The organism is Nocardia brasiliensis IFM 10847, assembly GCF_000710915.1.
Lineage (GTDB): Bacteria > Actinomycetota > Actinomycetes > Mycobacteriales > Mycobacteriaceae > Nocardia > Nocardia brasiliensis_A.
On sequence record NZ_BAUA01000183.1, the window covers coordinates 16,260 to 39,590 of the forward strand.

General features: G+C 67.4%; 21 protein-coding genes. 8 read left to right on the top strand and 13 right to left on the bottom strand.

Annotated elements, in window-relative coordinates:
• The first annotated feature begins 160 nt into the window (after positions 1-160).
• Complete coding sequence (locus NBRGI_RS35645; protein ID WP_029901573.1) at positions 161-874, top strand: M24 family metallopeptidase; 714 nt, start codon at positions 161-163, stop codon at positions 872-874.
• A gap of 8 nt (positions 875-882) precedes the next feature.
• Here the strand turns inward: NBRGI_RS35645 and NBRGI_RS35650 are convergent, their stop codons facing one another.
• The 3 genes from NBRGI_RS35650 to NBRGI_RS48330 all read right to left on the bottom strand — a co-directional run bounded on the left by NBRGI_RS35650 (position 883) and on the right by NBRGI_RS48330 (position 2,744).
• Positions 883-1,665, bottom strand: a complete 783-nt coding sequence (locus NBRGI_RS35650; RefSeq protein ID WP_036562078.1) for an SDR family oxidoreductase — start codon at positions 1,663-1,665, stop codon at positions 883-885.
• 9 nt (positions 1,666-1,674) lie between these two features.
• Entirely contained in the window at positions 1,675-2,124 is a 450-nt protein-coding gene (locus NBRGI_RS48325) for an SRPBCC family protein (RefSeq protein ID WP_029901575.1), read from the bottom strand.
• 68 nt (positions 2,125-2,192) lie between these two features.
• Complete coding sequence (locus NBRGI_RS48330) at positions 2,193-2,744, bottom strand: nuclear transport factor 2 family protein (protein ID WP_158439982.1); 552 nt, start codon at positions 2,742-2,744, stop codon at positions 2,193-2,195.
• Between the two features lie 107 nt (positions 2,745-2,851).
• Here NBRGI_RS48330 and NBRGI_RS35665 point away from each other — a divergent pair, with 107 nt between their 5' ends.
• The 3 genes from NBRGI_RS35665 (at position 2,852) to NBRGI_RS35680 (ending at position 6,862) form a co-directional block, all read left to right on the top strand.
• On the top strand, positions 2,852-3,814 hold the full coding sequence (locus tag NBRGI_RS35665) for a GlxA family transcriptional regulator (protein ID WP_029901577.1): 963 nt from the start codon (positions 2,852-2,854) through the stop codon (positions 3,812-3,814).
• A gap of 369 nt (positions 3,815-4,183) precedes the next feature.
• Complete coding sequence (locus NBRGI_RS35675) at positions 4,184-5,398, top strand: L,D-transpeptidase (RefSeq protein WP_029901578.1); 1,215 nt, start codon at positions 4,184-4,186, stop codon at positions 5,396-5,398.
• 72 nt (positions 5,399-5,470) lie between these two features.
• Positions 5,471-6,862 carry a pyridoxal phosphate-dependent decarboxylase family protein gene (locus tag NBRGI_RS35680; protein ID WP_029901579.1) on the top strand — a complete coding sequence of 464 codons (1,392 nt, stop codon included), beginning with the start codon at positions 5,471-5,473 and terminating at the stop codon, positions 6,860-6,862.
• A gap of 3 nt (positions 6,863-6,865) precedes the next feature.
• On the opposite strand, the gene NBRGI_RS35685 is transcribed toward NBRGI_RS35680, so the two are convergent.
• Positions 6,866-7,336: a winged helix-turn-helix transcriptional regulator gene (locus NBRGI_RS35685; protein WP_029901580.1), complete on the bottom strand. Its 471-nt coding sequence runs from the start codon at positions 7,334-7,336 to the stop codon at positions 6,866-6,868.
• Positions 7,337-7,465: 129 nt separating this feature from the next.
• Here NBRGI_RS35685 and NBRGI_RS35690 point away from each other — a divergent pair, with 129 nt between their 5' ends.
• Complete coding sequence (locus tag NBRGI_RS35690) at positions 7,466-8,716, top strand: cytochrome P450 (RefSeq protein WP_029901581.1); 1,251 nt, start codon at positions 7,466-7,468, stop codon at positions 8,714-8,716.
• Positions 8,717-8,765: 49 nt separating this feature from the next.
• Here NBRGI_RS35690 and NBRGI_RS35695 read toward each other — a convergent pair whose 3' ends face one another.
• A complete protein-coding gene (locus NBRGI_RS35695; RefSeq protein ID WP_029901582.1) occupies positions 8,766-9,419 on the bottom strand; it encodes an SDR family oxidoreductase in 654 nt (217 codons plus the stop codon).
• A 727-nt stretch (positions 9,420-10,146) separates the two neighbouring features.
• On the opposite strand from NBRGI_RS35695, the gene NBRGI_RS35700 reads away from it, so the two are divergent.
• Positions 10,147-11,673: an LCP family protein gene (locus tag NBRGI_RS35700; protein ID WP_029901583.1), complete on the top strand. Its 1,527-nt coding sequence runs from the start codon at positions 10,147-10,149 to the stop codon at positions 11,671-11,673.
• Between the two features lies 1 nt (position 11,674).
• Here the strand turns inward: NBRGI_RS35700 and NBRGI_RS35705 are convergent, their stop codons facing one another.
• Both NBRGI_RS35705 and NBRGI_RS35710 read right to left on the bottom strand, forming a co-directional pair.
• Positions 11,675-12,127 carry an SRPBCC family protein gene (locus NBRGI_RS35705; RefSeq protein ID WP_029901584.1) on the bottom strand — a complete coding sequence of 151 codons (453 nt, stop codon included), beginning with the start codon at positions 12,125-12,127 and terminating at the stop codon, positions 11,675-11,677.
• Positions 12,128-12,158: 31 nt separating this feature from the next.
• Complete coding sequence (locus NBRGI_RS35710; protein ID WP_029901585.1) at positions 12,159-13,808, bottom strand: FUSC family protein; 1,650 nt, start codon at positions 13,806-13,808, stop codon at positions 12,159-12,161.
• A gap of 109 nt (positions 13,809-13,917) precedes the next feature.
• On the opposite strand from NBRGI_RS35710, the gene NBRGI_RS35715 reads away from it, so the two are divergent.
• Complete coding sequence (locus tag NBRGI_RS35715) at positions 13,918-15,327, top strand: amidase (protein WP_029901586.1); 1,410 nt, start codon at positions 13,918-13,920, stop codon at positions 15,325-15,327.
• A 4-nt stretch (positions 15,328-15,331) separates the two neighbouring features.
• Here the strand turns inward: NBRGI_RS35715 and NBRGI_RS35720 are convergent, their stop codons facing one another.
• The 5 genes from NBRGI_RS35720 to NBRGI_RS35740 form a co-directional block, all read right to left on the bottom strand.
• Positions 15,332-16,351 (bottom strand): cation diffusion facilitator family transporter, encoded by a 1,020-nt coding sequence (locus NBRGI_RS35720; protein ID WP_370627903.1) that lies wholly within the window; start codon positions 16,349-16,351, stop codon positions 15,332-15,334.
• Between the two features lie 122 nt (positions 16,352-16,473).
• Positions 16,474-17,526 carry an alpha/beta hydrolase gene (locus NBRGI_RS35725; RefSeq protein ID WP_370627902.1) on the bottom strand — a complete coding sequence of 351 codons (1,053 nt, stop codon included), beginning with the start codon at positions 17,524-17,526 and terminating at the stop codon, positions 16,474-16,476.
• A gap of 216 nt (positions 17,527-17,742) precedes the next feature.
• On the bottom strand, positions 17,743-18,957 hold the full coding sequence (locus NBRGI_RS35730; RefSeq protein WP_029901589.1) for a sugar ABC transporter permease: 1,215 nt from the start codon (positions 18,955-18,957) through the stop codon (positions 17,743-17,745).
• 72 nt (positions 18,958-19,029) lie between these two features.
• The gene (locus NBRGI_RS35735; protein WP_029901590.1) at positions 19,030-19,767 is read right to left on the bottom strand and encodes an ATP-binding cassette domain-containing protein; all 738 of its coding nucleotides are present in this window, start codon (positions 19,765-19,767) and stop codon (positions 19,030-19,032) included.
• Complete coding sequence (locus NBRGI_RS35740; RefSeq protein ID WP_029901591.1) at positions 19,764-20,846, bottom strand: sugar ABC transporter substrate-binding protein; 1,083 nt, start codon at positions 20,844-20,846, stop codon at positions 19,764-19,766. Before NBRGI_RS35740 ends, NBRGI_RS35735 begins: the two co-directional genes overlap by 4 nt.
• A 168-nt stretch (positions 20,847-21,014) precedes the next feature.
• On the opposite strand from NBRGI_RS35740, the gene NBRGI_RS35745 reads away from it, so the two are divergent.
• The gene (locus tag NBRGI_RS35745) at positions 21,015-22,190 is read left to right on the top strand and encodes an ROK family transcriptional regulator (RefSeq protein ID WP_036562082.1); all 1,176 of its coding nucleotides are present in this window, start codon (positions 21,015-21,017) and stop codon (positions 22,188-22,190) included.
• 100 nt (positions 22,191-22,290) lie between these two features.
• Here NBRGI_RS35745 and NBRGI_RS35750 read toward each other — a convergent pair whose 3' ends face one another.
• Positions 22,291-23,235 (bottom strand): hypothetical protein, encoded by a 945-nt coding sequence (locus tag NBRGI_RS35750; protein ID WP_029901593.1) that lies wholly within the window; start codon positions 23,233-23,235, stop codon positions 22,291-22,293.
• Between the last annotated feature and the right edge of the window lie 96 nt (positions 23,236-23,331).

Sequence of the window (23,331 nt, forward strand, 5' to 3'; positions counted from 1 at the left end):
TACCCGATTCCGGCGCCGCGACGCACACCGGCTGAGCGTATGGTGCGCCGAGCGGGCCACCGAAGCATATTTTGTGCGTGGCCGTGGCAGGTGAAGCACGTTTCGTGCGTGCGCCCGCTGCGTACAGACCGGACGGTGCGCGACGGGTTAGGGTCGAATCATGGAGACGGTGGGTGTGGACGAGGCGTCGCGGGTTTCAGCCCTGCTGGCGGCCGAGGCCAATGCGGTGGCTTTGTTCGATGAAGTGGTGGCGCGGGGAATCATCGCGGCGGGCGCGACCGAGTCGGAAGTCAGCGACGCGGTACGCGACCTCGCGAACGAGATGTTCGGGACCCGGCGGTTCTGGCACAAGCGCATCGTGCGTTCCGGGGTGAACACGCTCGAGCCCTACAGCGCCAAACCACCGAACCGGGTCATCGAAGCCGACGACATCTGCTTCCTCGACTTCGGCCCCATCTTCGAGGAATGGGAAGCCGATTTCGGCCGCACCTACGTACTCGGTGACGACCCGGCGAAACTGGCCCTGCGCGACGCGCTCGAACCGCTGTGGGAGCAGGGCCGCGCCTACTTCGAAGCGCACCCCGATATCACCGGCGACCAGCTCTATCATTTCGTCGTCGACCAGGCCGCCACCCAGGGCTGGGGCTTCACCGCCGAGATCGCGGGTCATCTGGTCGGCGAATTCCCGCACAAACAGATTTCCGGCACCCAGGTCACCTCGTACGTGGCCCCGGGCTCCACGCTGCCGATGCGCCGCCTCGATCCCAAAGAGCGCCACTGCCACTGGATCCTCGAAATCCACCTCATCGACCAGGCCAACAACATCGGCGGCTTCTTCGAACAGCTACTCGACCTGCGCCCTCCGGCGAATTGACCGGTGGCTCACCGCCAATGGTGATCGCCGAGGGCTGATACCTCGGAACCGCCGTCGGCGAAGACGATCTGGCCGGTGACGAATCGGTTGTCGGCGCTGGACAGCCAGCAAATGAGCTCGGCGACCCATTCGGGCCGGCCGGGAAAGCCGCCGAACGGTTGCGGCGCAGTGGTTTCGACGGCGGCGCGGATCTCGGGGTCGGCGAGAATATAGGCGGCGGCAGGCGTGTCGACGACGCCGGGTGCAACGACATTGAGGGCGATGCCGGAACCGGCCCACTCCCGCGTCGGGGCAACTCTGCGCACCCAGCGGTTCAGTGCGCGCTTTGCGATCCCGTAGCCGCCGGTCGCACCGGCGGCGGCGGGATCAGCGGCGAGACAGGCGACCGCGGTGGCCTCGTCGCCGTCGAGGCAGGCCTGCACGATGCGCTCGTCGGCCGGGGCCAGCGAGGCGGTCGACGACACCGCCACCGCGCGGGGCGCCGGACTCTGCGCCAACAACGGCCGCAGCCCGGCCAAGGTCGCCACCGCCCCGAAGTAATTCGTTTCCAGCAGACCGGTTTTGCCGCCTCCGGCGATGGCCAGCACGGCGTCGATCGGCCCGCGCACCTGCTCGATCAGCGATTGCCTACCGGCGGGGGTGGACAAGTCGGCCTGGATCTCGGCGTTGTCCAGATCGCAGCCGACGACGATGGCATCGCGCTCCCGCAGCAAGGCGGCGGTCGCCGCGCCGATACCGGAAGCGGACCCGGTGATCACATACCGACGACCGGCAAAACCTGTGTGCGACATCGCATTCCCTCAGTCAGCAGCGGATTCCGCGGCCTTGGCGATATCGTCGAGATCACGCTGCAGCATGCGGCGGGTGGGGCCTTCGAAGAGCCTACCGATGAAAGCGGCTGTGCGCGTGACCTTGCCGTGCGGCTTACCCTCGAAACCCATGGCCAGCAGCGTGTTCTGACCTTTTGCCGTGAGCGTGAAGATGGAGCGGTAATGGGTGCCGTGCGAATCGGCTTCGGTGGTGTAGGTCTGGCCGGGCACCAGCGCGGTGACCGTCAGGGTCTCGGTGGCTTCTTTACCGAACATGACCCGGGTTTCGCGCCATGTGGTGCCGACGGTGAATCCGGCGCCGTTGTCGAAGCGCTCCAGGCGGGTGATTCCGCGAATCACCTCCGCGGTGCGTTCCAGATCGGTGATCACCGCCCAGACCCGGTCGGGGGTAGCGGCGACCTCGCGGGTAACCGTGATCATCGACACAACGCCTCCTCGGACCGTGGACCGTGTTCGGCCCGGACTAAGGCAACACCGTAGCGGGCAGCTCAGGCCGCGTCGTGCTGATCCGTCCCGTCGGCCCGGTAAGAGCCGACACCGTAGCCGGGAACGTTGATCCCCGGCACGTCCGCGCCCAGCGCGATGACCTCGTGCAGCGCGTTGTGATACTGCTGCACCCCGGCGATCCGGCCGTCCCGGAAACGGACCTCGCTGAGTAAAACGGCGTGATACCGGCGTTCGCTCTCGCGCGCGGTCCATTCACCCTCGATGGTCGCGAACCACAGGTGCGGCGTGGCGAACGGCCGGACGGTGATGCGGGCGAGGTTGCCTTCGTGCCAGAGGTCGGTGCCCCAGGAGTCCAGGCTGTCGCGCAGTTCGTCGCGGCTCACCAGCATGTCGGGCAGACCGGGCAGTTGCCACGGCGCATGGAATCGCACGTCGGCGGTAACCAGTTCCATCGCCTGCTCGTGGTCCTGCACGAAGATGAGTTCATAGAAGCGTTCGACCACCGCACACTCGCCGGCCGCGTCGAGCAGGCCCGCGACGGAGCGATCGGGTCGGACCGCCGCGTGCCTCCGGTCCTGCGGAGCAGTTGTCATGTCGGTCATCACAAGCCCTTCCTGTCCCGCCGGTTGATCGCTCAATAATTACAGCAAATCATCAGCAAACAAGTGGCGTCAATGTCAGCTTTCGCTAAGATCGCGACATGCGGATGGTCGCCATCCTCGTACCGGCCGGTGTGAACGCCTTCGATCTCGTCCTGGGCGGCCAGGTCTTCGCGGCCTCCTTGCTGCCCGACCATCGCCCGGCCTACGACGTACGCATGTGCGGCGACGCGACTACGGCGCTCGCGGCCGGACAGCGGTTGTTCGCACTCGGCACGCTCTGGCCGCTGGAAACCGCGGAGCAGGCGGATGTGGTGATCGTGCCCGGCGCCGAAAGCATGCTCTCCCCCGATCCGCGGATGAGCGAAGCGCTGCGTGCCGCGGCGGCGCGCGGCGCGGTCATCGCTTCCATCTGCACCGGAGCCTTTCTGCTCGCCGATTCCGGTCTGCTCGACGGGCTGCGCGCCACCACCCATTGGCGGTTGGCCGACCTGTTCGCCGCCCGATATCCGCGGGTCGACCTCGATCCCACCGTGCTGTTCATCGACAACGGACAGATCCTCACCTCGGCCGGCTCCGGTGCGGGCCTGGATCTGTGCCTGCACCTCGTGCGCCGCGACTACGGCTCGGCGATCGCGGGCGATACCGCACGGCAGATGGTGCTGCCACTGCAACGCGATGGCGGCCAAGCACAATTCATCACCCGGCCCGACCCGGCGCAGGACGCCACCGCCCTGCAACCCCTGCTCGACTGGATCGAAGAGCACATGACCCAGCAGCTCACCCTCGCCGATATCGCCGAACACGCAGGTCTGAGCGTCCGAACGGTGCAGCGCCGCTTCGAAACCCAGCTCGGCACCACCGCGTTGCAGTGGATGCTGAACGCCCGCATCCGCCGTGCTCAGCGTTTGCTGGAAACCACTGATCTGCCGATCGACCGCGTCGCCGAGCAAGCCGGCTTCGGTTCGGTGGCCTCGCTGCGTCATCACTTCACCCAGCTGGTGGGCACCGCACCGCGCAACTACCGCAAGGCATTCGGCGATCCCGCAAGCGTGTCGCGGTGACACGCCGGGTAATTCGACAGTCGACCAGATTCGCGCCCACAGGTTGCCCGACGTCAACCGCACCCTTAGCCTGAAATGGACAGTGTGCAAGGTCACGCGGCACCGTCGAGACAGCGCCTGCGGCGCCGGGGCCTGGTAGTACCGCATTACATGATCGGGGCTGTGCCGATGTCCATGATTCTCTTCCTCCTCCTGCAGCCGTTCCTCGGTGACGAAGTCGCACGCGGCTTGGCGACCCAATTCCGGATCGGCCCCGACAACTGAACTCCGCCTCGACCAGGGCACCCCGCGCGGGCCGGTAAACTCGCGGGGCGGGATCGAAAGTCGAGGGTGCGCAGCGGGAAGCGCACGGCGAGCACAGGAGAAATCATGTCGAGTCGCCGCTTCCGATCCAGTGCCGCCGGGATCGCCGTCCTGGTCGTGGCGCTGGTGGTTGCCGGTTGTTCAGGGTCGGATTCGAAGACACCGGTATCGAAGGACCCCGCCCCCGCGGCGATCGCCATCACACCCGCTCCCGGCGCGAAGGGCGTCGACCCCACCACCCCCGTTCAGGTGAGCGCGGGCGATGGCGTGCTGACCTCGGTGACGATGACAAACGAGGCAGGCAAGCAGATCGAGGGCATCTTCACGCCGGACAAGACCGCGTGGAAGCCCGCCGACGCGCTCGGCTACGGCCACACCTACACGATCACCGCCGAGGGCCTCACCATCACCGGCCGCAGCGGACCGCTGACCTCGACGTTCGCCACACTGACGCCGAACAATCAGACCAAGGTGTACTTCGAGACCACCGGCGGCGGCCTGCTCGACGGCGGCACCTTCGGCGTCGGCGCCGTCATCGCCGCGCATTTCGACGAGGACGTCCCCGACCGCGCACTGGCCGAGAAAAGGCTGTCGGTCACCACGAGTCCGCCGGTCGAAGGTTCCTGGTACTGGCTCGACAACCGGCACCTGCACTGGCGGCCCAAGGACTACTACACGCCGGGCACGAAGGTGAACGTCGCCGCCAACATCTACGCGGTCGACCTGGGCGGCGGACTCTACGGCCAGGAAGACAGCAAGGCCTCGTTCACCATCGGCGCGTCGCATGTGTCGATCGCCGACGACAACACCAAACAGGTGCAGGTCTTCGAGGACGGCAAACTGATCCGCACCATGCCCACCTCGATGGGCATGGGCGGTAGCGAGAACGTCGGCGGCAAGACCATCACCTTCTGGACCCAGCCCGGCACCTACACCGTGATGAGCAAGGCCAACCCGGTGATCATGGACTCCTCCACCTTCGGCCTGCCGGTCAACTCCCGGCTCGGCTACAAGGAAACCATCAACTGGGCCACCCGGATCAGCACCGACGGCATCTACCTGCACGAACTTGCTTCCACCATGTGGGCGCAGGGCAACACCAACACTTCGCACGGCTGCCTGAATCTCAGCCCGGACAATGCGCGCTGGTTCTACGATTTCGCGGTGCCCGGCGACGTGGTGGAGGTCCGCAACACCGGTGGCGCGCCGCTCGAGGTTTGGCAGAACGGCGACTGGGGCGTGCCCTGGGACCAGTGGCAGCAGGGCAGCGCGCTGCGCTGAGGCCTTTCGGGCAAGGCCAGCACTTTTCGACTGGCTCGGGACACGCCGGGGCACGGCTCGTAGCGTCGAGCTGTGGATGAGAACCTTGCCGGTGACCTGGCCGAACTGCCCGCACTGCTCGACGTGGTGGGCGCATCGGCGACCGAGCTGCTGACCGGCCTCGCCGCGCGACCGGTCGCGCGACCGGCGAAAGAAGTTGGGCCGGAGCCGCTTCCGGAGCAGGGCCGTGGTTTGCGGGCCGCGCTCGCGGTGTTCCGGCAACGCTGGGAGCCGCAGTTCTCGGCCAGCGCGGGTCCACGGTACTTCGGCTTCGTCACCGGTGGCGCCACGCCCGCGGCGGTCGCAGGTGACTGGCTCACCGGAGCCCTCGACCAGAACGCCATGTCGGGCGAGGACTCCTCGGCGGCCGAACTGGAGCGTCAAACGGTCGACTGGATCGGGCAGCTGTTCGGATTGGCCGGGCACACCGGCGCTTTCGTCAGCGGCGCGACCATGTCGAACTTCGTCGGCCTGGCGATGGCCCGAGAGTGGCTCGGCGAACGGCTCGGCGTCTCGGTGGCGCAGGCCGGTGTCGGGGTACTAGGCCCGGTAACCGTGCTCTCGGGCACACCGCACTCCAGCATCATCAAGTCGCTGTCCATGCTCGGAATCGGCCGGGACAGCATGAGATACGTGCCGACCCGGGCCGGGCGCGAAGCCGTCGACGTGCGCAGGCTCGCCGAGGCGCTCGATGCGCTCGACGGCCGGCCCGCCATCGTGGTGGCGAACGCAGGCACGGTGAACACCGTCGATTTCGACGATCTGCGTGCGATTGCCGCACTGCGCCAACGGTATCCGTTCTGGTTGCACGTCGACGGCGCGTTCGGCGCGTTCGCGGCGCTGGACCCCGAGCACGCCGAGCTGGTCGACGGACTGGCCGAGGCGGATTCGGTGTGCGTCGACCTGCACAAATGGCTCAACGTGCCCTACGACGCCGCGGTCCAGTTCAGCAAGCACCGCGAGCTCCAGTTGCGGGTCTTCCTGAATTCCGCCGCGTACCTGACCGCGCCGACCGGCACGCCAGATTTCGGGCACCTGGTGCCGGAGAACTCCCGCCGACTGCGTGCCTTGCCCGCGTGGTTCTCGCTGACCGCTTACGGCCGCGACGGTCATCGAGACATTGTGCGGCGCAACATAGCCTGCGCGAATCGCCTCGCCGAGCAGCTCACCGCCAACGGGCTGCTGCGACTCGTCGCGCCGGTGCGGCTCAACGTCGTCTGCTTCACCCTCGCCGACCGGCCGACACCGGAGCGGATCGCCGCGCTCACCGAATCGATCGCGGCAAGCGGCGAAACCTTCGTCACCCCAACGGTTTACGAAGGACTTCCCGCACTGCGCGCGGCGTTCAGCAACTGGCGCACCACCGCCGACGACGTGGACCGCGCGGCCGCGGCCATCACCGCCGCGACCCGCGAGCTCGCCTGACGCTCAGCCCGTCGCCTCCGTGATGGGCGCGGAATGGAAGCCGGGGCCCGGCCGCGCCTCGACCTCGCGCGGGTCGAGCTCGGTCCGGCAGTGATCACAGACCATGACCGGGGTGATCGTGTGCCCACAGGTGCGGTGCTCGAGCACGAGCGGCGGACCCTGCGGGTCGGTGAGGTGACGATCGCCCCAGGCCATCATGGCGATGATGATCGGGTACAGCTCGCGACCGGCGGCGGTGAGGTGGTAATCCACCCGGCCGCCGCCCTCGTCGGTGCGGGCGAAGATCTCCGCGTCGATCAACATGCGCAAGCGGCTGGTGAGCAGGTTGCGATTGGTGATGCCGATATTGCGGGCGAAATCGCTGAATCGCCGCACGCCGAAGAACGCCTCGGCGATGAGCAGGATCGTCCACCGGTCGCCGAGCAACTCGACGACACGGGTCACCGAATCATCAGGCGGACGTCGGATGGTCATGGGGCTCATCCTCGCATGCGGTAACGGTATTGCATTCCTACCGGCAGTATCACAATAATACTAATAACCGTCGCCGCCGGGCGAGCAGATGCCGACCCGCAACGGCGCGGTGCATCAGGTGGGAGCCTCATGACTACAGCCCAAGAACCGACCGCCGATTACGTGCGCCTGCTCGATCCCGCACTCAGGCCGGACCCCTATCCCCTGTTCGCGCGGATTCGCCAAGCCGGGCCGTTCCGGATCGGTACCGCGCCGGTCGTCGTGTTCTCCAGCCATGCCGACTGCACGGCAGTACTGCGCGACCCACGGGTGAGCGTGGACCGCTCGCTCGCCACGTTGCAGATGGGCCCGATGCCGCTGTACACCTCGTCGAAAACTCCTGCGGAACAAGTGAAACCGTCGTTCCTGTTCCTCGATCCGCCCGACCACACCCGGCTGCGACGGCTGGTGTCGAAGGCGTTCACGCCGCGGGTGGTGCAGCAGCTCGAGCCACGGATCACCGAAATCGTCGATGACCTGCTCGACAAACACTCGGCGGCAGGGGTATTCGATGGCGTCGCCGACTTCGCGTATCCACTGCCGGTCACCGTCATCTGTGAGTTACTCGGCGTGCCGCTCGAAGACGAAGCGCAACTCAGCAGTTGGTCCGGGCTGCTGGCCCGCACCCTGGACCCGACCTCCCGGCGCGCCGCCGAATTCCAGGACGACCCAGCGGAATTGGAGCGTGCGGGCACCGAACTCAGCAATTACTTCGAGGAACTCGCCGAACGCCGCCGCGCCACACCGGGGCCCGACCTACTCTCGCAGCTCATCGCGGCCGAAGACGCGGGCGACATGCTCTCGCACCAGGAACTGATCTCCACCTGTGCACTGCTGCTCATCGCCGGACACGAGACCACGGTGAACCTCATCTCGAACGCGACACTGGCCTTGTTACGCCGCCCGGACGAACTCGCCGCCCTGCGAGCGAATCCCGAACGGGCCCAAGGGATTGTCGAGGAAACGCTGCGGTTCGACCCGCCGGTGCAGCTGATGCCGCGGATCGCCGCCGATGCGTTCACAGTCGGCGGCATGGACGTCGCGCGCGGCGACCTGCTGGTCATGCTGATCGCCGCCGCCCAACGCGACCCAGCCGTATACCCCGACCCGGACCGCTTCGACCCCACCCGCGAAAGCCGTCACCTCACCTTCGGCCTCGGCGCCCACTTCTGCCTCGGCGCCCCGCTCGCCCGCCTGGAAGCCCGAATAGCCCTGACCCGCTTCGCGCAACGCCTGCCCGCCCCCCACCTCCTCGCAGACCCCCCGCCCTACCGCGAACACGTAAACCTCCGCGGCCCCGCCCATCTCCCGATAGAGCTCCCCGAAATCCTCCCCCGCTAGTCGTCTTTGTCGACGAATCCGTGCGCAGGATGCTGGAAGGTGCGCGGGGTCAGCCGTTGTAGGAGGTGTGGGGGGTCCAGTCGGTCAAAGGGCGGGTGGCGGCGGCGTGCAGGGCGGCGGCGACGCGGTCTCTGGTGAAGGCTCCCTCGCCGAGGACGCCGTTGATCTGGACTGCGACGGCGCGGAAACCCTTGGGGGCCAAGGTGGTATCCAGGCTGGTGACCAGGTTGCGGACGGCCGCCTTCTGCACGCCGAGCGAGGCGGCCTGATGCCACGGCTTGTCCGCCGCGGCGCTGCCGGTGACCAGCACCCGGGCGCCTTCGGCGAAGAACGGCAGGGCGGTCTGTACGGCGGGCAGCAACGCGGCGGCGCCGATGGTGAAGTCCTCGATCAACTCCGGCACGGTCAACTGGAGCGGATCGGACTGGCGGAACATGCTCGGGTTGAAGTGCAGCACATCGATCCGGCCGTGCCGCTCGCCCACCCCGGCGACCACCCGGGTCACATCGGCGGGATCGGACAGGTCTACACCCACCCCGTCCGCGTCGACCCCTTGCCCGCGCAACTCGGCGACCAGCGGCTCCGCCTCCTCGGCCAACCGACAGGCCAGCACTACCGCATATCCGTCACGAGCGAAGAGCCGGGCCACAGCCAATCCGACACCGGGGCCGGCGCCGAGCACGAGAAGAACGGGAGCAGACATGGACTCGAGCCTACGGCCGCCTCGGCGGTCCCGCCGAAAACCCGCGGTTGACGCAGGCTGTGCTCCGATTTCGCCGCAACAATGCGCACAGGGGCGTGTAGAGTTGTGGTCGTCACCTAGTGATGCTGGGTGGCGGGACGCCGAGGTCAGTCGACGCCCCGCCTGGTGGGTCACTCAGCCCGCAGCCAGCGGACCAAGACGAGTGCTCCGGCGATTACAGCAGCTCCGCTCAAGAGGATGCCGTAATCGACCGGAGCCTCTCGCTTTTTCCGGCGATGTTTCGCCATACCCACCACCTCTTTCCTCGGCACGATGCGGCCTGGACCAGCTGCCGCGCCGTCCCTCGAGGTGGAGGTGCCATCACCCTAGTACAAATCACCAACGAAAAACATTGACCCCCAACGACTTACGACCTTTCCACACTGGAATGGTCACGTTGGAACGTTCACGTTGGAACAAGTTGGATGGCACCCTGCAGCGGTTGCGCCGAAAGCGGTGGTCGGACCCCTGCCGATGGTTGCCCCGGCGTAGCCAGCGCAATATCCGTACTCTCGATGGGAAAGCGCGTAGAACTGACGACGAGGATGATCCGGTGGAGCGAGTGCCGAAGAGGAAGCCGGGCACGGAACCTGCCGCGATGCTGGACGACGACACCGTCGAGTTCGCCAAGGTCGGCGACGAGACCAGTGGCCGGGCGCGGCATCGCAGGGCGGCGAAACCCCGCCGGGTGGCAACCCGGCGCGCCGCCGCACCGCGCGAGCAGCCGCCACGTCGTGCGACCAAGGTGGCGAAGAACGCCGTCCGCGCGGTGGTGGCCCTCACCGCCCTGGCCGTGGTCTCTGGCACCGGTTTCGCCTGGTCGGCGAAGCTCGAATTCGACCACGGCTTCACCCGCACCGACGCGATCGGCGACGACGCGCCGCACTCGCTCGGCGGCGACCTGAATATCCTGCTGATCGGCTTGGACACCCGGAAAGACCTGAACGGCAAGGACTTACCGAAAGAGATCCTCGATCAACTGCACGCGGGCGACGGCGACGACGGCGGTTACAACGCGAATTCGCTGATCCTGATGCATATTCCGGCGGACATGAAGAAGATCGTCGCGTTCTCCATCCCGCGCGACGACTACGTGCCGGTCACCGGTATCCCCGGCTACGACCGGGCCAAGATCAAGGAGGCATACGGCCTGAAAAAGGCCGCCGCGCAGGACAAGCTCGTCGCGGCCGGCGAGAAGGACCCGGTCACCTTGGAGCGGAAAGGTCGCGAGGCCGGCCGCGCGTCGATCGTGTCCACGGTGCGCAACCTGGTGGGTGTCCCGATCGACCGGTTCGCCGAGATTTCGCTCGCCGGGTTCTACGACTTGGCCACCGCGCTCGGCGGCGTCGACGTGTGCCTGAACAAGGCGGTCGACGACAGCTACTACTCCGGCGCCAAGTTCCCGGCGGGACCGCAGCATCTGAACGGTTCCGAGGCGCTGGCGTTCGTGCGGCAACGGCACGAACTGGAGAACGGCGATCTGGACCGGACGCACCGGCAGCAGGCGTTCCTCACCTCGGTGGCCAAGTCGCTCAAGGAATCCGGGACGCTGACCAATCTGAGCAAGCTCTCCGCACTGATGGACGTGGCCCACCGCGACGTGGTGCTCTCGGACGGCTGGAATCTGATCGACTTCGCGAGCGATCTGGGCGCCGCCGGCTCGATCGCGATCGAATTCCGGACCCTGCCCGTGCTGCGCTACGAGACGATCAACGGCCAGGACGTCAACATCATCGATCCGGCGGCGATCAAGAAAGAGGTCCGGACCGCGTTCGGGGTGCAGCCGCCGACCACCGCGGCGCAACCGCCGACGAGCACGGTCGATATCCAGAACGCGGGCACGGTGTCCGGCGCGGCTGCCACCCTGTCCGCCGCGCTGACCGCGCGCGGTTACCGGGAGGGCACCCTCGGCAATCGGAGTACAACGAGCGGCGCCGTCTCGACGTCGATCACCTACGGTGCGGGCGCCGAAGCGGACGCGAACCAGCTGGGCGAAACCCTCGGCGGTCTCACCCCCACCGCGTCGACGAGCGTCGCGCCGGGACACGTCCTGGTAGTTCTCGGCGGCGACTTCACCATGCCCACCGAGCTGACCGCGAGCACGTCGGCCTCGACCGCACCGTCCACCACGACGACCACACCGGCCGAGCCCGCGCCGGACGCGGGCAAACCGGTCACCACGACGATCGGCAATACGATCCCGTGCGTGAATTGACCTATTCGACGACGGCTTTGATGCGCTCCAGCGTCTCGCGCATCCCCTCGACGTTCGTCTTGCGCCTTGCTCGCCCGGCCAGCAGCCAGTACAGCCGGATCGGCGGGCTGGCATGCAACTGGAACGACTCGGTGACGTCGGTTCCGCCCTCGACCGGTTCGAAGCGATAGGTCCAGGTGTTGATCGCCATGCCGCCGGGCCCGAGCACGGTGAACGCGAACTCGCGGCCGGGCTCGCTGGCGATGATCCGGCACACGGTCCAGTACTTCAGACCCCAGCCGTTGCGGTTGACGTGGCCGCGGAATTTCACCCCGACCGCCGGGCCGGTGGCGCCGCCGAGCCACTCGGCGGCGAAGGTCTCCGGACTGAACCGTCCGGTGTTGGTGATATCGCTGACCAATTCCCAGATGGTTTCGGCGGGTGCGGCCATCCGCACCGTCACGCTGTCCTGCATGCCCGAACGCTAGCAGGCCTAAGGTTTTTCGCTACCCCTGCGCATGCGGCAGCACTGCGTCGAACGCGGTGTCCCAGGAGTCCGGATCGTCCAGCAGCGCGCCGGGCGGCAACGCCCAGCAGGCGGCGAGCAGGTCGTAGCCGAGATGGGCGATGGCGGCGTGCACCGGCCAATGCGCGGCGGTCCATTTCGGTTCCTCGGTGGCCGAGTCCAGTCCCGTCCGGGCCACTCCGACCAGCTCGAACTGCAACTGCTGGACCAGAACCACGGCTTCGGCACCGGCCGGTTCGGCACGAAGCAATTCGACCAGCGCATGCGCCGCGGCCCGAACCCGCAACTCGATCCAGCGGAAGGTGCGCCGGTGCGCGCGCGGCGTGACGACATGCGGTGCGAGCATCGCGACCGCCACGCCGAGCACGGTCTCCACGAACCGATCCCGGATCAGCGGCCCGACCGCCACCTGCGGCGACGCGCCGACGGCGAGCAGCGCGATCGGCGTGATGAAGACGGCCGCGATCGCGTAGTTGCGCGGGACGTACAACTCCATGAAGAAAATCAGCACGGCCACCAGCGCGGCGAGCGCGTAACCGGTCGGCGCGAGTTGATGGATGCCCGCGAAAAGCGCCAGCCCGACGACAGTTCCAGCGAAACGGTGGATGCCGCGGACCTTGCCGCGGACCCGGTCGGGACCGATCTGCAACACCATCACGGCCGTGAACACCGCCCAGTGCGGCCGGTCCTGGCCGAGCAACGCGCTCAGACCGCCGGCGACCAGGCAGGCGAGGCCGACCCGGTACGCGCTGATCATCGCGTGGGAGTCGAACGACAGCGAGCGCCGCAGCCGGAACCCGACACCGGGCCGGACGAACGAGATGAGCGGATCGACGACCACATCGTCGGTGTCGTCGTAGGCCGGGCCTGCCAGCCGGTTCCGGGCCGCGACCAGGGTGCTCAGCAGCTCGGAATCCGGCATCCTGGTCGGCAGCCGCGCGTCGTAGACCGCGGCCCACGCCTCCGCGATCGCGCCACCCGCCTGATGGCGCAGGTCGATGGCGGGCCGGCCGGTCGCGCGCGCCGCCAGGTAGGCGTCGACGGCGTGATCAGCGGCTTCGACGGCGACCCGCTCGGGCTTGCGCCGATCGCGCAGCACCCCGGCCATCGAGACGAGAACCGAGACCGCCACACCGAATGCCGTGCAAGCCAGCAATACCCCGGCCGAAATTCCTGCCTCGGTGGCCATCATCGAGCCACCGCACACGATCACGAACAGCAGCGCGCCCGGCGGACCGAGCCGCATCGCGTCGATCACATACACCGCGACCGTCGCGACCGCCGTCAGCAACGCCACCGTGAGCAGCGCGGCACCGAGCCCGCCGGAAAGCACCTCGCCGAGCAGCGCGCCGAGAGCACACGACATCAGCAACGCCAGTCCCGCCGTGAGCACCACGCCGGCCCGCAGGAGATAGGCCCGGCGCTCCCCGTACATGACGGCGAGCGCGCCGAACAACACGAACAGCGCGTACCCCGGATGCCCCAGCGCGACCACCACCGCGGCGGGCAGCAGGAACGCCAGCGCCGAGCGCAACGCCGGACTCCATCGCCGTCCCGCCGGCGGAAGCGCGAACAGCAGCGAACCGATCCGCACCTGCGGCGGCAACGGGTCGGAGACCGGCGAAACCATCTACTTCCTTCCGAGATAGCCGAGAGTGACCTGTCATTCCACCGTAAGCGCCGCTCGTTGTGTCACGAACAACCGCCTCCGGTGCCCGATCGGCCGCTAAGTTCGAAATGTGACCGCTGACGCTCCGCCCACCCGTTTGCATTCCTTCACCGACGATGCGCTCGGTACGCACGATGCGGTCGCGCTGGCCGAACTGGTGCGGCGCGGCGAACGCAGCCCCGGCGAACTGGCCGAGGCGGCGGTGCGACGGGCGGAGCAGGTCGAAGAACTCGCGGCGGTCGCCTATGCGACGTATACGCGACCGCTGGCCCCGCCCGAGCAGGGCGGCCGCCTCTACGGCGTCCCCACGTTCATCAAGGACAACCTCGATGTCGCGGGAATGCCGACCAACCACGGCAGCGCGGCCTTCCGCGCGCGGACCGCTCGCAAGGACGGCGATTACACCAGTCAATTCCGCAGCGCCGGAATGACGGTGCTCGGCAAGAGCGCCCTGCCGGAGTTCGGCTTCAACGCGACCACCGAGCCGCCGTTCGCGCCGCCGACCCGAAACCCTTGGCACACCGGCTATTCGGTGGGTGGATCGTCCGGCGGCACGGCCGCCCTGGTCGCCGCCGGGGTGGTGCCGATCGCACACGGCAACGACGGCGGCGGATCGATCCGCATTCCGGCGGCGTGCGCCGGGTTGGTCGGGCTGAAACCCAGCCGGGGACGCCATATCGACGCCCCGATGTCGCGGAAGCTGCCGGTCCGGATCGTCAGCGAGGGCGTGCTGACCAGAACCGTGCGCGACACCGCGGCGTATACCGCTGCGGCCGAGGAGTATTGGCATAATCCGGCACTGCCGCCGATCGGCCGGGTCGAGGGGCCGGGGTCGAAGCCGCTGCGCATCGCGCTCATTCTCGAAGGCATCGGCGGACCGGTGCCGCCGGGCCCGATTCGCGACGCCGTCGAAAACGTCGCTGCCACACTGGAATCGCACGGCCATCGGGTGGAGCCGGTCGCGCTGCCGTTCGATGCCGCGCTGGAGAACGCGTTCGTGCACTATTGGGGCCTGCTCGCCGCGGTGATCGCCTCGACCGGCAAACTCGCCGACCGTCGCTTCGACACCGGCAAGCTCGACGATCTGACGATCGGCCTGCGCCGCCTCTATCTTCGCGACGCGTGGCGCACACCACTGACGTTGTATCGACTACGCGCGGCGGCCGCGACCTATCGGCGCGCCTTCGACCCCTACGACGCGGCGCTGCTCCCCACCCTCGGACACGAAACTCCCGAACTCGGTTTCCTCAGTCCGACAGTGCCTTTCGATGTGCTGATCGAGCGCCTGCGCACCTATGTGGCCTTTACCCCGATCAACAACATCACCGGCACGCCCGCGATCACCGTGCCCGGCGGCTACACCGCCACAGGGCTGCCCGTCGGTGTGCAGTTCGCGGGCACCATGGGCACCGAACGCACCCTGCTCGAACTTGCCTACCTCATCGAAGCCGAACAACCGTTCCGGCGCTTGGACACCTGAGCGGCTAACGGCGCGGGTGGGTTTCGCGGTGCACCGGGCCGTGCGCGTCGTCGCAGTGCTCCGCCAGCACCGGGAGCAGCCGTCCGGTGTCGGATGTCGCTGCGGCGGAGACCAATTGGGAGTGGTCGACCTGCAGGGTGGTGTGCGTGATCTCGTAGTCGTGGTCGAGTAGGCGCTCGATCTGCTGGCGCAGGCCGTGGCAGTCCGCGCCGGGCTGGACCAGGACATGCGCGGACAGCGCCACATTGCCCGAGGTGATCTGCCAGACGTGCAGATCGTGCACCTCATCGATGCCGGGCATCTCGACGAGCCTGCGGCCGAGTGCGTCGGGGTCGAGACCGGCGGGCGCCGCTTCGAGGAAGATGCGGCCGGACTCCCGGACCAGGCCCAGGCCCGCCTTGACCATGAGGGCGACGACAACCAGGGTGGCGATCGCGTCGGCGCGGGCGAAACCGGTGAGCAGCACGACGACACCGGCCACCGCGGTCGCGATGAACCCGTACAGATCGTTGAGCACGTGCTGGAACGCGCCTTCGACATTCAGGCTGGATCGGTTCGCCTTGCTGATTGCCCAGGCCGCGGCGATATTGACGGCGATGCCGAACAGCGCGGTGATCACGACCAGCCCGCCGGTCACCTCCGGCGGGTCGAGCAGGCGCCGGATCGCCTCGTAGGTCAGCCAGCCCGCCAGCACCAGCAGCGTGATGCCGTTGGCCTGCGCGGACAGGATCTCGGCGCGTTTGAAGCCGTAAGTGTATTTGCCACGGGCCGGCCTGGCGGCCAGCCGAATCGCGGTCAGCGCCAGTACGATCGAGGCCGCGTCGGTAAGCATGTGCGCCGCGTCGGAGAGCAGGGCCAGCGAGTTCGCCAGCAAACCGACGACGACCTCGATCATCATGAAGCCGCCGATCAACGCTAGCGCGACCGTCAGCCAGCGGCGATCGGCATCACCGGACACCCCGTGGGAATGCGCGTGCCCGCCACTCCCATGGCCGTGTCCGTGCTCGTGTTCGTGTCCCATCAGCCGCCCGCCTCACCGCGATGTATGCGCATATCTGCATCTGTCATACCCACCTTAGCCGAGCCTATGCCGACCACGGCGCGCTACCTGGGATGACCTGGGTCACACGCCGCGGTCGGGCTTCATCAGCTGTAGAGACCGCGAGCGAGCACCGGCCAGGACGCGATGAAGGCGTCCTGCCAGTAGCCCCACGAATGGGTACCGGTGAGGGTGAAATCGAAGGTCGCGGGGATGCCCAGCTCGTTCAGCCGGTTCTGCAAATTCTGCGAGCACATCCGGATACCGGCCTCGATCGCGCCGCCGACCACCAGCTGATCGGCCCACTGCTGGACGCCGGGCTTGATCTGGAACGGTCCGTCGAGGGTGTCGTGCGGACCGGGCAGCCCGCTACCGCTGGAGACGAACAGGTTGACGCCGCGCAGCTTGTCCGCGTGCACCAGCGGATCGTTGGCCGCCCACAGCGGGTCGCCGGGCGGGCCCCACATGTTGTCGATCGTGCCGTGCCCGCGTTCTACCGTCATCTGCACGAAGGCCTGACCGATCGGGTCGCTGGTCTGCGCGCACCCGCTGTAGGAGGAGACGCTGCGATACAGCTGCGGTTTCGCCTCGGCCAGGGCGAGCACCGAGGTGCCCGCCATGGACAGACCCGCGATCGCGTTCACCTTGTTGGTGCCCAGGGCCGCGTCGATCAGCGGGGGCAGTTCCTCGGTGAGGTAGGTCTTCCATTTGTTCGGCCCGAGTACGGGGTCGTCCTCGAGCCAGTCGGTGTAATAGCTGAACTGCCCGCCCACCGGCTGCACCACATTGACGTTCTTGTCCGCCAGGAAGTCGAGCACGTTGGTGCGCAGCTGCCAGCTGGCGTCGTCGACGCCGCCGCCCGCGCCGTTCAGCAGATACAGCGTCGGCCGCGGCTGCCCATCGTCGGCGGGGCGCTGGATGTCGACCGGGAAGGTCGCGCCCTGCATCGCAGTGGAACGCACCCAGATCCGGATGTTGCGTCCGTCGGGTTCCTCGACCCGCGCGATCACCGACCCGTCGGGCGCGGCGGGCGTGGACACCCAGTCGCGCGGGACGCTCGCCTGTGCCGGTGCACCGGCCGCGATACCGAGTCCGAGACACAGTGACGCCGCCAGTACTACTGCCCGAACTCGAACCACCCAGGTCGACCTGCGATCCACGAACACACTCCCAAAACCCCGACCCGTACGACTCCGGACACATGCACAACTCCCCCAGCGTGTCGGTCGGGTGTTCAGCGGTGTTACCCGATCACGTTGTTCGATCGGACACAGTTGTTCGATCGACACAGAGACGGGCGAGGAACCGCCTGAACGCGAGACAACCCCTCCGCGTTCAGGCGCCCCTCCGGCGGGCGACCCAGTTTCGCCCGTGATTCAGCGCGCTCCCTCGGCGCCGCGGCGGGCCACCGAATCGATGGCGACGGAGACCGCGAGGACGGCGCCGGTGACCATGAAGCGCACCGAGGAGTCCACATTGAGCAGCAGCATGCCGTTGGTGATGGACTGGATGACGAGAATGCCGAGCAGCGCGGCATAGGCGCGCCCGCGACCACCGAACAGGCTGGTGCCGCCGATCACCGCGGCCGCGATGGCGTTGAGCAGGATGTCGCTGCCGCCGGAACTCTGGTTGACCGCGACCAGCCGGGACGCGGCCAGGATACCGCCGACGGTGGCCAGCACGGAGCACCCGATGAACGCGGAGATCCGGATCCAGGTGACGTTGATGCCGGCGCGCCGCGCCGCCTCGGCATTGCCGCCGACGGCGTACATGCGCCGGCCGAAAACCGTTCTGCGCAAGATCAAGTCGAGGCCGAGCACCAGTCCGCCGAAGATCACCAGGGTCAGCGGCACGCCGCGATCGGAATTCAGCACCAGCACGGTGGCGCCGAGCAGGGCCGCGAGCGCGGCGGAGCGCAGCACGATCCACACCGGCGCCGAGGCATCGAGTTCGGCGTGCACCCGCTGGTGCCGGGTGATCAGGCTCGCCACGAGATGACCGCCCGCGAGCAGCACCACGAGAATCCAGCCGAGCAGCGGCGAGAGCCAGGTATCGCTGATCGTGGCGATGCCGCGATCGAAAGGCAGGTTCACCGTGCCGTCTTTGCCGAGCAGGTAGAGCATCAACCCCTGCCAGCCGATCAAACCGGCCAGCGTCACCACGAACGACGGCATGCTCAGCATCGTCCGCATCAGGCCGTGCAGTAGTCCGATGGCCGCGCCGACCGCCACCGCGGCGAGCACCGAGAAGATCGGATTCCAGCCGTGCTGCACGTACAGCAGCGTCATCACCACGGCGGTCAGGCCACTGACCGAGCCCGCGGACAGGTCGATCTCGCCGAGCAGCAGCACCAGCACGATGCCGAGCGCGATGGTCCCGGTCGCCGCCATCTGCAACGCGAGGTTGGTGAGATTCTCCGCGGACAGGAAGTGCGCGTTGAGCCGGTAGAACACTGCGGCGATGATGACCAGCCCGATCGCCACCGGAACCGATCCGACTTCGCCGCGGCGCAGCCGGTCCAATGCGGCGTCGACCAGCCCACGCCCCCGATTTTCCTGTAACACAGGTCTTTTCATAACGGCTTCACTCATGACCTACCTCGCCGTCGCTCGGCACGGTCATGTGCGATACCCGCTGTGACATGATTCGCTCACTGCGTTCTTTCATGCGGCCGCTCCCGTGATCGCTGCCACGATATCTGCTTGAGTCGCCTTGGCGGTCTCGAACTCACCAGCATTGCGCCCCAGCCGCAGCACCACGACACGATCGCTGACCGAGCGCACGTCCACCAGATTGTGCGAAATCAGCAGCACCGCGAGGCCGCGCTCACGCAGGCGGCCGATCAACGCGAGCACCTGCGCGGTCTGTTCGACGCCGAGCGCGGCGGTCGGCTCGTCCAGAATCACCATGCGCGGCCGCCCGAGCAGGGCCCGCGCGATGGCGACCGACTGGCGCTGACCACCGGACAGCGCGGAGACCGGCGCCCGCACGTCCTTGATCCGCACATCCAGCGAGGCGAGCAGATCGCGTGCGCTGCGCTCCATTTCGATCTCGTCGAGCACCGAGCAGATCCGGGTCTCCGCACCGAGATGCAGGTTGGCGACGACATCGAGGTTGTCGCACAACGCGAGATCCTGGAACACCGTGGTGATGCCGAGCGCCTGCGCGTCCTGCGGGCGCGCGATCCGCACGGGCGCACCGGCGAAGACGATTTCGCCCTCATCGGCGACGGTCACGCCCGAAATCGCCTTCACCAGTGTCGATTTGCCCGCGCCGTTGTCGCCGACCAAGGCCACCACCTCACCGGCGCGGACCTCGAGATCCGCGCCCGCCAGCGCCTGCACCGCGCCGTAGCGTTTGGTCAGACCGCGGGCCGAGAGAACCGCTGTGGGAGCTGTCATTTGATACCCGCGGCCTGGCATGCCGCCGCGACGTCGGGCGTGCAGATATCGGCGACGGAATAGAGACCGTCCTTGACGATGGTGTCCTTGATGTTGTCCTTGCCCACCGCGATCGCATCGAGCAGGAAGGACGGGATATCGGTGGCACCGTTGTTCGTCTTCGCGGGCGCCGTGGGCTTTTCGCCCCTGGTGAGCGCGACGGCGAGCTCGGCCGCCTTCTCCGCCTGGGCCCGATAGTCCAGGTAGATGGTCATGGTCTGCTCGCCCGTCAGGATCCGTTGCACGCCTGCCAGTTCCGCGTCCTGCCCGGTAAGCGGGGGCAGGGTGGCGTAGCCGGCCCGCTTCAGCGCCGCGATCGCGCCACCCGCCATGCCGTCGTTGGCCGAGTACACGCCGACGATCGCGTCCTTGCCGAGGGCGGTGATGGCCTGTTCCATCTGCTGCTGCGCCTTGTCCGGCGACCAGTCCGGAGTGTCGAACTCGCGGCCCACCTTCACTTTTCCGTCCAGGGCCTCGTGCGCGCCCTTCTTGTAGTCGCCCGCGCTGGGATCGGTCGGCGAGCCGTTGATCACCACGACCTGACCCTTGTCGGTGGTGCCGCGCTTGCTCAGTTCGGCCAGCAGCGCGTCGCCCTGCACCTTGCCGACCTTCACGTTGTCGAAGGACACGTAGTAGTCGTAGGCGATGCCGGAGATCAACCGGTCGTAGGCGATCACCGGGATCTTCTTCTGCTGGGCGGTATTCACCTGCGGGGCAACGGCATCGGCGTTGACCGCGTCGAACACGATGACGTCGGCGCCCTGGGTGAGCGCGGACTCGAACTGGCCCTGCTGCTTGGCCGCATCCTGGTCGGCGTTGAAGTAGAGCACCTTGCATTTGTCGCAGAGCTGCCTGACCTTCGCCTCGAACAGCGGGCGGTCGAAGGCCTCGTAGCGGGTGGTCTTGGATTCGGGCAACAGCAGCGCGATCGTCGGGGTGTCGCCGCCCGATTTCGCGTCTTTGGCGCTGTCGCCGGAGCTACAGCCTGCCGCCAGGACGAGTGCGGCCGCCGCCGCGGTGAAGAGCTGAATTCGACGCATGAGGTCACCGTGCCGAGTGGAGTGAGAGCGCCCGGTTGAGCGTTGGTAAGAAAGGTAGTTTACTAACAACGAGGTGTCCAGTGGTGCGAGCAGGAGGATTCATGAGCGAGCGAATCGTGTCGCGGCGTGCCCGCGCGTGACGACGCCGAGCGCCGCCGAGGCGAAGTCATGAGCAGGGTGGGCAATCCCCAACTGCTCCGGACGATGAACGAACGGCTGCTGCTCGACTACCTGCGGGTCAGCGGGCCCGCCTCGCGCGGTGAGCTCGCGAAAGCCAGCGGACTGTCCAAACCTACCGTGTCAGCGGCACTTTCGGGCCTGGAACAGTCCGGCCTGGTACAGCTGGTCGGCTCGTTGAGCGGCCGGCCGGGACCGACCACCGCGCTGTACGACGTGAACGTGCGCGCCGGGGTGGTGGCCGGAGTCGATATCGGCCGGAATTGGATCCGGCTCGCCATCGCCGATCTGCGCGGGGATTTCATCGGACGCCGCGATGTACGCAATTCCGCCCGCTCGGCCGCGGATCTGGTGCGCCGGGTGCGCAGCCTGGCCGACGAGGTCGCGTCTGACGCGGGGATCGACTGGACCGCAGTGCATTACGCGGTGATCGGCAGTCCCGGTGTGCTGAATCCGAGCACTGGGCGACTCGACTACGCACAGAACCTGCCCGGGTGGGGCCGGGCCGGGCTGGTCGGGCAGCTGCGTGCCGCGCTCGAGGTCGAGTCGAGCATCGAGAACGACATCAACCTCGCGGCCGTCGGCGAATTGACCTTCGGCGCCGGGGCGGGTGTGCGCAATTTCGTGCTCATCTCGATCGGCACCGGTGTCGGCATGGGCATCGTGATCAACGGCGAACTCTACGTCGGCAATACCGGTGCGGCCGGTGAGGTCTCGTTCCTGCCCGCGACCGAGGTCGACGCTCCCCCACTCGATGCCCGCGAACGCGGCATGACCGAAACCGTCGCCGCGGCAGGCGGTGTCGCGCGTGCGGCCGAACAGGCCGGTCTGCCGGGCGCCTCCGCGAAGGAGATCTTCAGCGCCGCGGCGGGCGGCGATGCCCGCGCGATCGCGGTGGTCGAAGCCGAAGGCCGCCGCATCGGCGCGCTCATCACCGCGGTCGCCGCCATCCTCGATCCCGAACTCGTCGTGCTCAGCGGCGGTATCGGCAACAATCTCGAGCTGCTCGGCAGCGCGATCGGCCGCCGGATGAGCGAACTCGGTCCGCTACGCCCCCGCATCGTCGCCAGCACCCTCGGCGACGACGGCGTCCTCACCGGCGCCGTCTCCCGAGCACTCGCCGTCGCCCGCGACCGCCTCTTCGAAAGACGTTCAGCAGGTGCGTGATCCGCTAGCGGTGAGGGACCGCGGGACCGTACATCCTTGGTAAGAATGCTATGCGGATCGACCGAGGAGCTCACGACTGGTTCAGTGTCATTCGTCGGAGTCAGTCAGCAAGTTCGTATCGATACCAGCGTCTGGGGTCGCCGTCCTCGTGCAACCAGAGAGTCGAGTCACGTCCGATCTTTCCGCGAGCCCATACTGTGGGCTGCCGACCATTCGGCAAAACGAGTTCCTCGGTATCGGTTTCGGTGATGACTCCGTCCTGGAGTCGGCCTTTTCTGATCTTCCATTTCGGCTTCCCTTTGTATCGATGTTGGTCGAAGAAGCCGAAGGTCGCGCCCGATACCGCCAAACCGACACAACGGGTGACCGAGTTCGGGGTGATCGATCGCACGCCATTGGCGTCCATCTCCACCAGCGGAAACTTGGTATAGGGACAGGCGTAGGTGAGGGTGCGACCGACATTGATCGCATAGCAGTCACACCAGTCGACCTGATTTCCGGTGTCCTCGAAAGCGAACCAAGGCCCCCTGTCGACGCTGTCCCAGCGCGCCAAGCCGATACTGAAACCGGTCGACCAGGTGCCGTCCGGTTCCGCAAACGCGAAGGAGGCTTCGTCGAAGTAGCTGATCCAGATCCTCCCAGCGGGATCTGTCAGCAATTGCGCGATAGCGTCTCCTGCGTAGCAGGCGCCCACTCGATGTCCCGTGCTGTCGAAGGCGACGACGTTGTGGGGCAAGGTCGAATCCGTGGGCTCGACTCGCTTGGTTCGTGCAGCGCCCAGGACGACTCCATCGTCGAGGACATCGATCTCGCGGAACCACTGATCGAGGCCGGTCAGCGGTATCTGGTCGATTTCGTCGTCGTCGCAGATGACAACGGTCGCGTCGTAGTGCGGGCTGTGTGCACGCGCGGCGGTAATTTGTGCGGGATCCACGAGCAGGGCCACGAGCCGGCCGCGGTGATCGATCGTGGCGGCGGAAACGTCGAATTGTGCGTAGCGATGCGGCAGGGTTGCGTGCAGCGCGAGTCGGCGTCTACTGACCATCGCCCTTTCCGGTTGTCATGATGTGATCATCGCACGGCCCAGTCGCAGATGCTCAGTTCGGTCGCCGCACAACCGTATTGGCCATCCGCACATGCC

What these genes read in the sequence shown, in the direction of transcription:
- NBRGI_RS35645 (WP_029901573.1), top strand. Translation starts at nt 161, where the DNA reads ATGGAGACGGTGGGTGTGGACGAGGCGTCGCGGGTTTCAGCCCTGCTG.
- NBRGI_RS35650 (WP_036562078.1), bottom strand. Translation starts at nt 1,665, where the DNA reads ATGTCGCACACAGGTTTTGCCGGTCGTCGGTATGTGATCACCGGGTCC.
- NBRGI_RS48325 (WP_029901575.1), bottom strand. Translation starts at nt 2,124, where the DNA reads ATGATCACGGTTACCCGCGAGGTCGCCGCTACCCCCGACCGGGTCTGG.
- NBRGI_RS48330 (WP_158439982.1), bottom strand. Translation starts at nt 2,744, where the DNA reads ATGACAACTGCTCCGCAGGACCGGAGGCACGCGGCGGTCCGACCCGAT.
- NBRGI_RS35665 (WP_029901577.1), top strand. Translation starts at nt 2,852, where the DNA reads ATGCGGATGGTCGCCATCCTCGTACCGGCCGGTGTGAACGCCTTCGAT.
- NBRGI_RS35675 (WP_029901578.1), top strand. Translation starts at nt 4,184, where the DNA reads ATGTCGAGTCGCCGCTTCCGATCCAGTGCCGCCGGGATCGCCGTCCTG.
- NBRGI_RS35685 (WP_029901580.1), bottom strand. Translation starts at nt 7,336, where the DNA reads ATGACCATCCGACGTCCGCCTGATGATTCGGTGACCCGTGTCGTCGAG.
- NBRGI_RS35690 (WP_029901581.1), top strand. Translation starts at nt 7,466, where the DNA reads ATGACTACAGCCCAAGAACCGACCGCCGATTACGTGCGCCTGCTCGAT.
- NBRGI_RS35695 (WP_029901582.1), bottom strand. Translation starts at nt 9,419, where the DNA reads ATGTCTGCTCCCGTTCTTCTCGTGCTCGGCGCCGGCCCCGGTGTCGGA.
- NBRGI_RS35705 (WP_029901584.1), bottom strand. Translation starts at nt 12,127, where the DNA reads ATGCAGGACAGCGTGACGGTGCGGATGGCCGCACCCGCCGAAACCATC.
- NBRGI_RS35710 (WP_029901585.1), bottom strand. Translation starts at nt 13,808, where the DNA reads ATGGTTTCGCCGGTCTCCGACCCGTTGCCGCCGCAGGTGCGGATCGGT.
- NBRGI_RS35730 (WP_029901589.1), bottom strand. Translation starts at nt 18,957, where the DNA reads ATGAGTGAAGCCGTTATGAAAAGACCTGTGTTACAGGAAAATCGGGGG.
- NBRGI_RS35735 (WP_029901590.1), bottom strand. Translation starts at nt 19,767, where the DNA reads ATGACAGCTCCCACAGCGGTTCTCTCGGCCCGCGGTCTGACCAAACGC.
- NBRGI_RS35740 (WP_029901591.1), bottom strand. Translation starts at nt 20,846, where the DNA reads ATGCGTCGAATTCAGCTCTTCACCGCGGCGGCGGCCGCACTCGTCCTG.
- NBRGI_RS35745 (WP_036562082.1), top strand. Translation starts at nt 21,015, where the DNA reads ATGAGCAGGGTGGGCAATCCCCAACTGCTCCGGACGATGAACGAACGG.
- NBRGI_RS35750 (WP_029901593.1), bottom strand. Translation starts at nt 23,235, where the DNA reads ATGGTCAGTAGACGCCGACTCGCGCTGCACGCAACCCTGCCGCATCGC.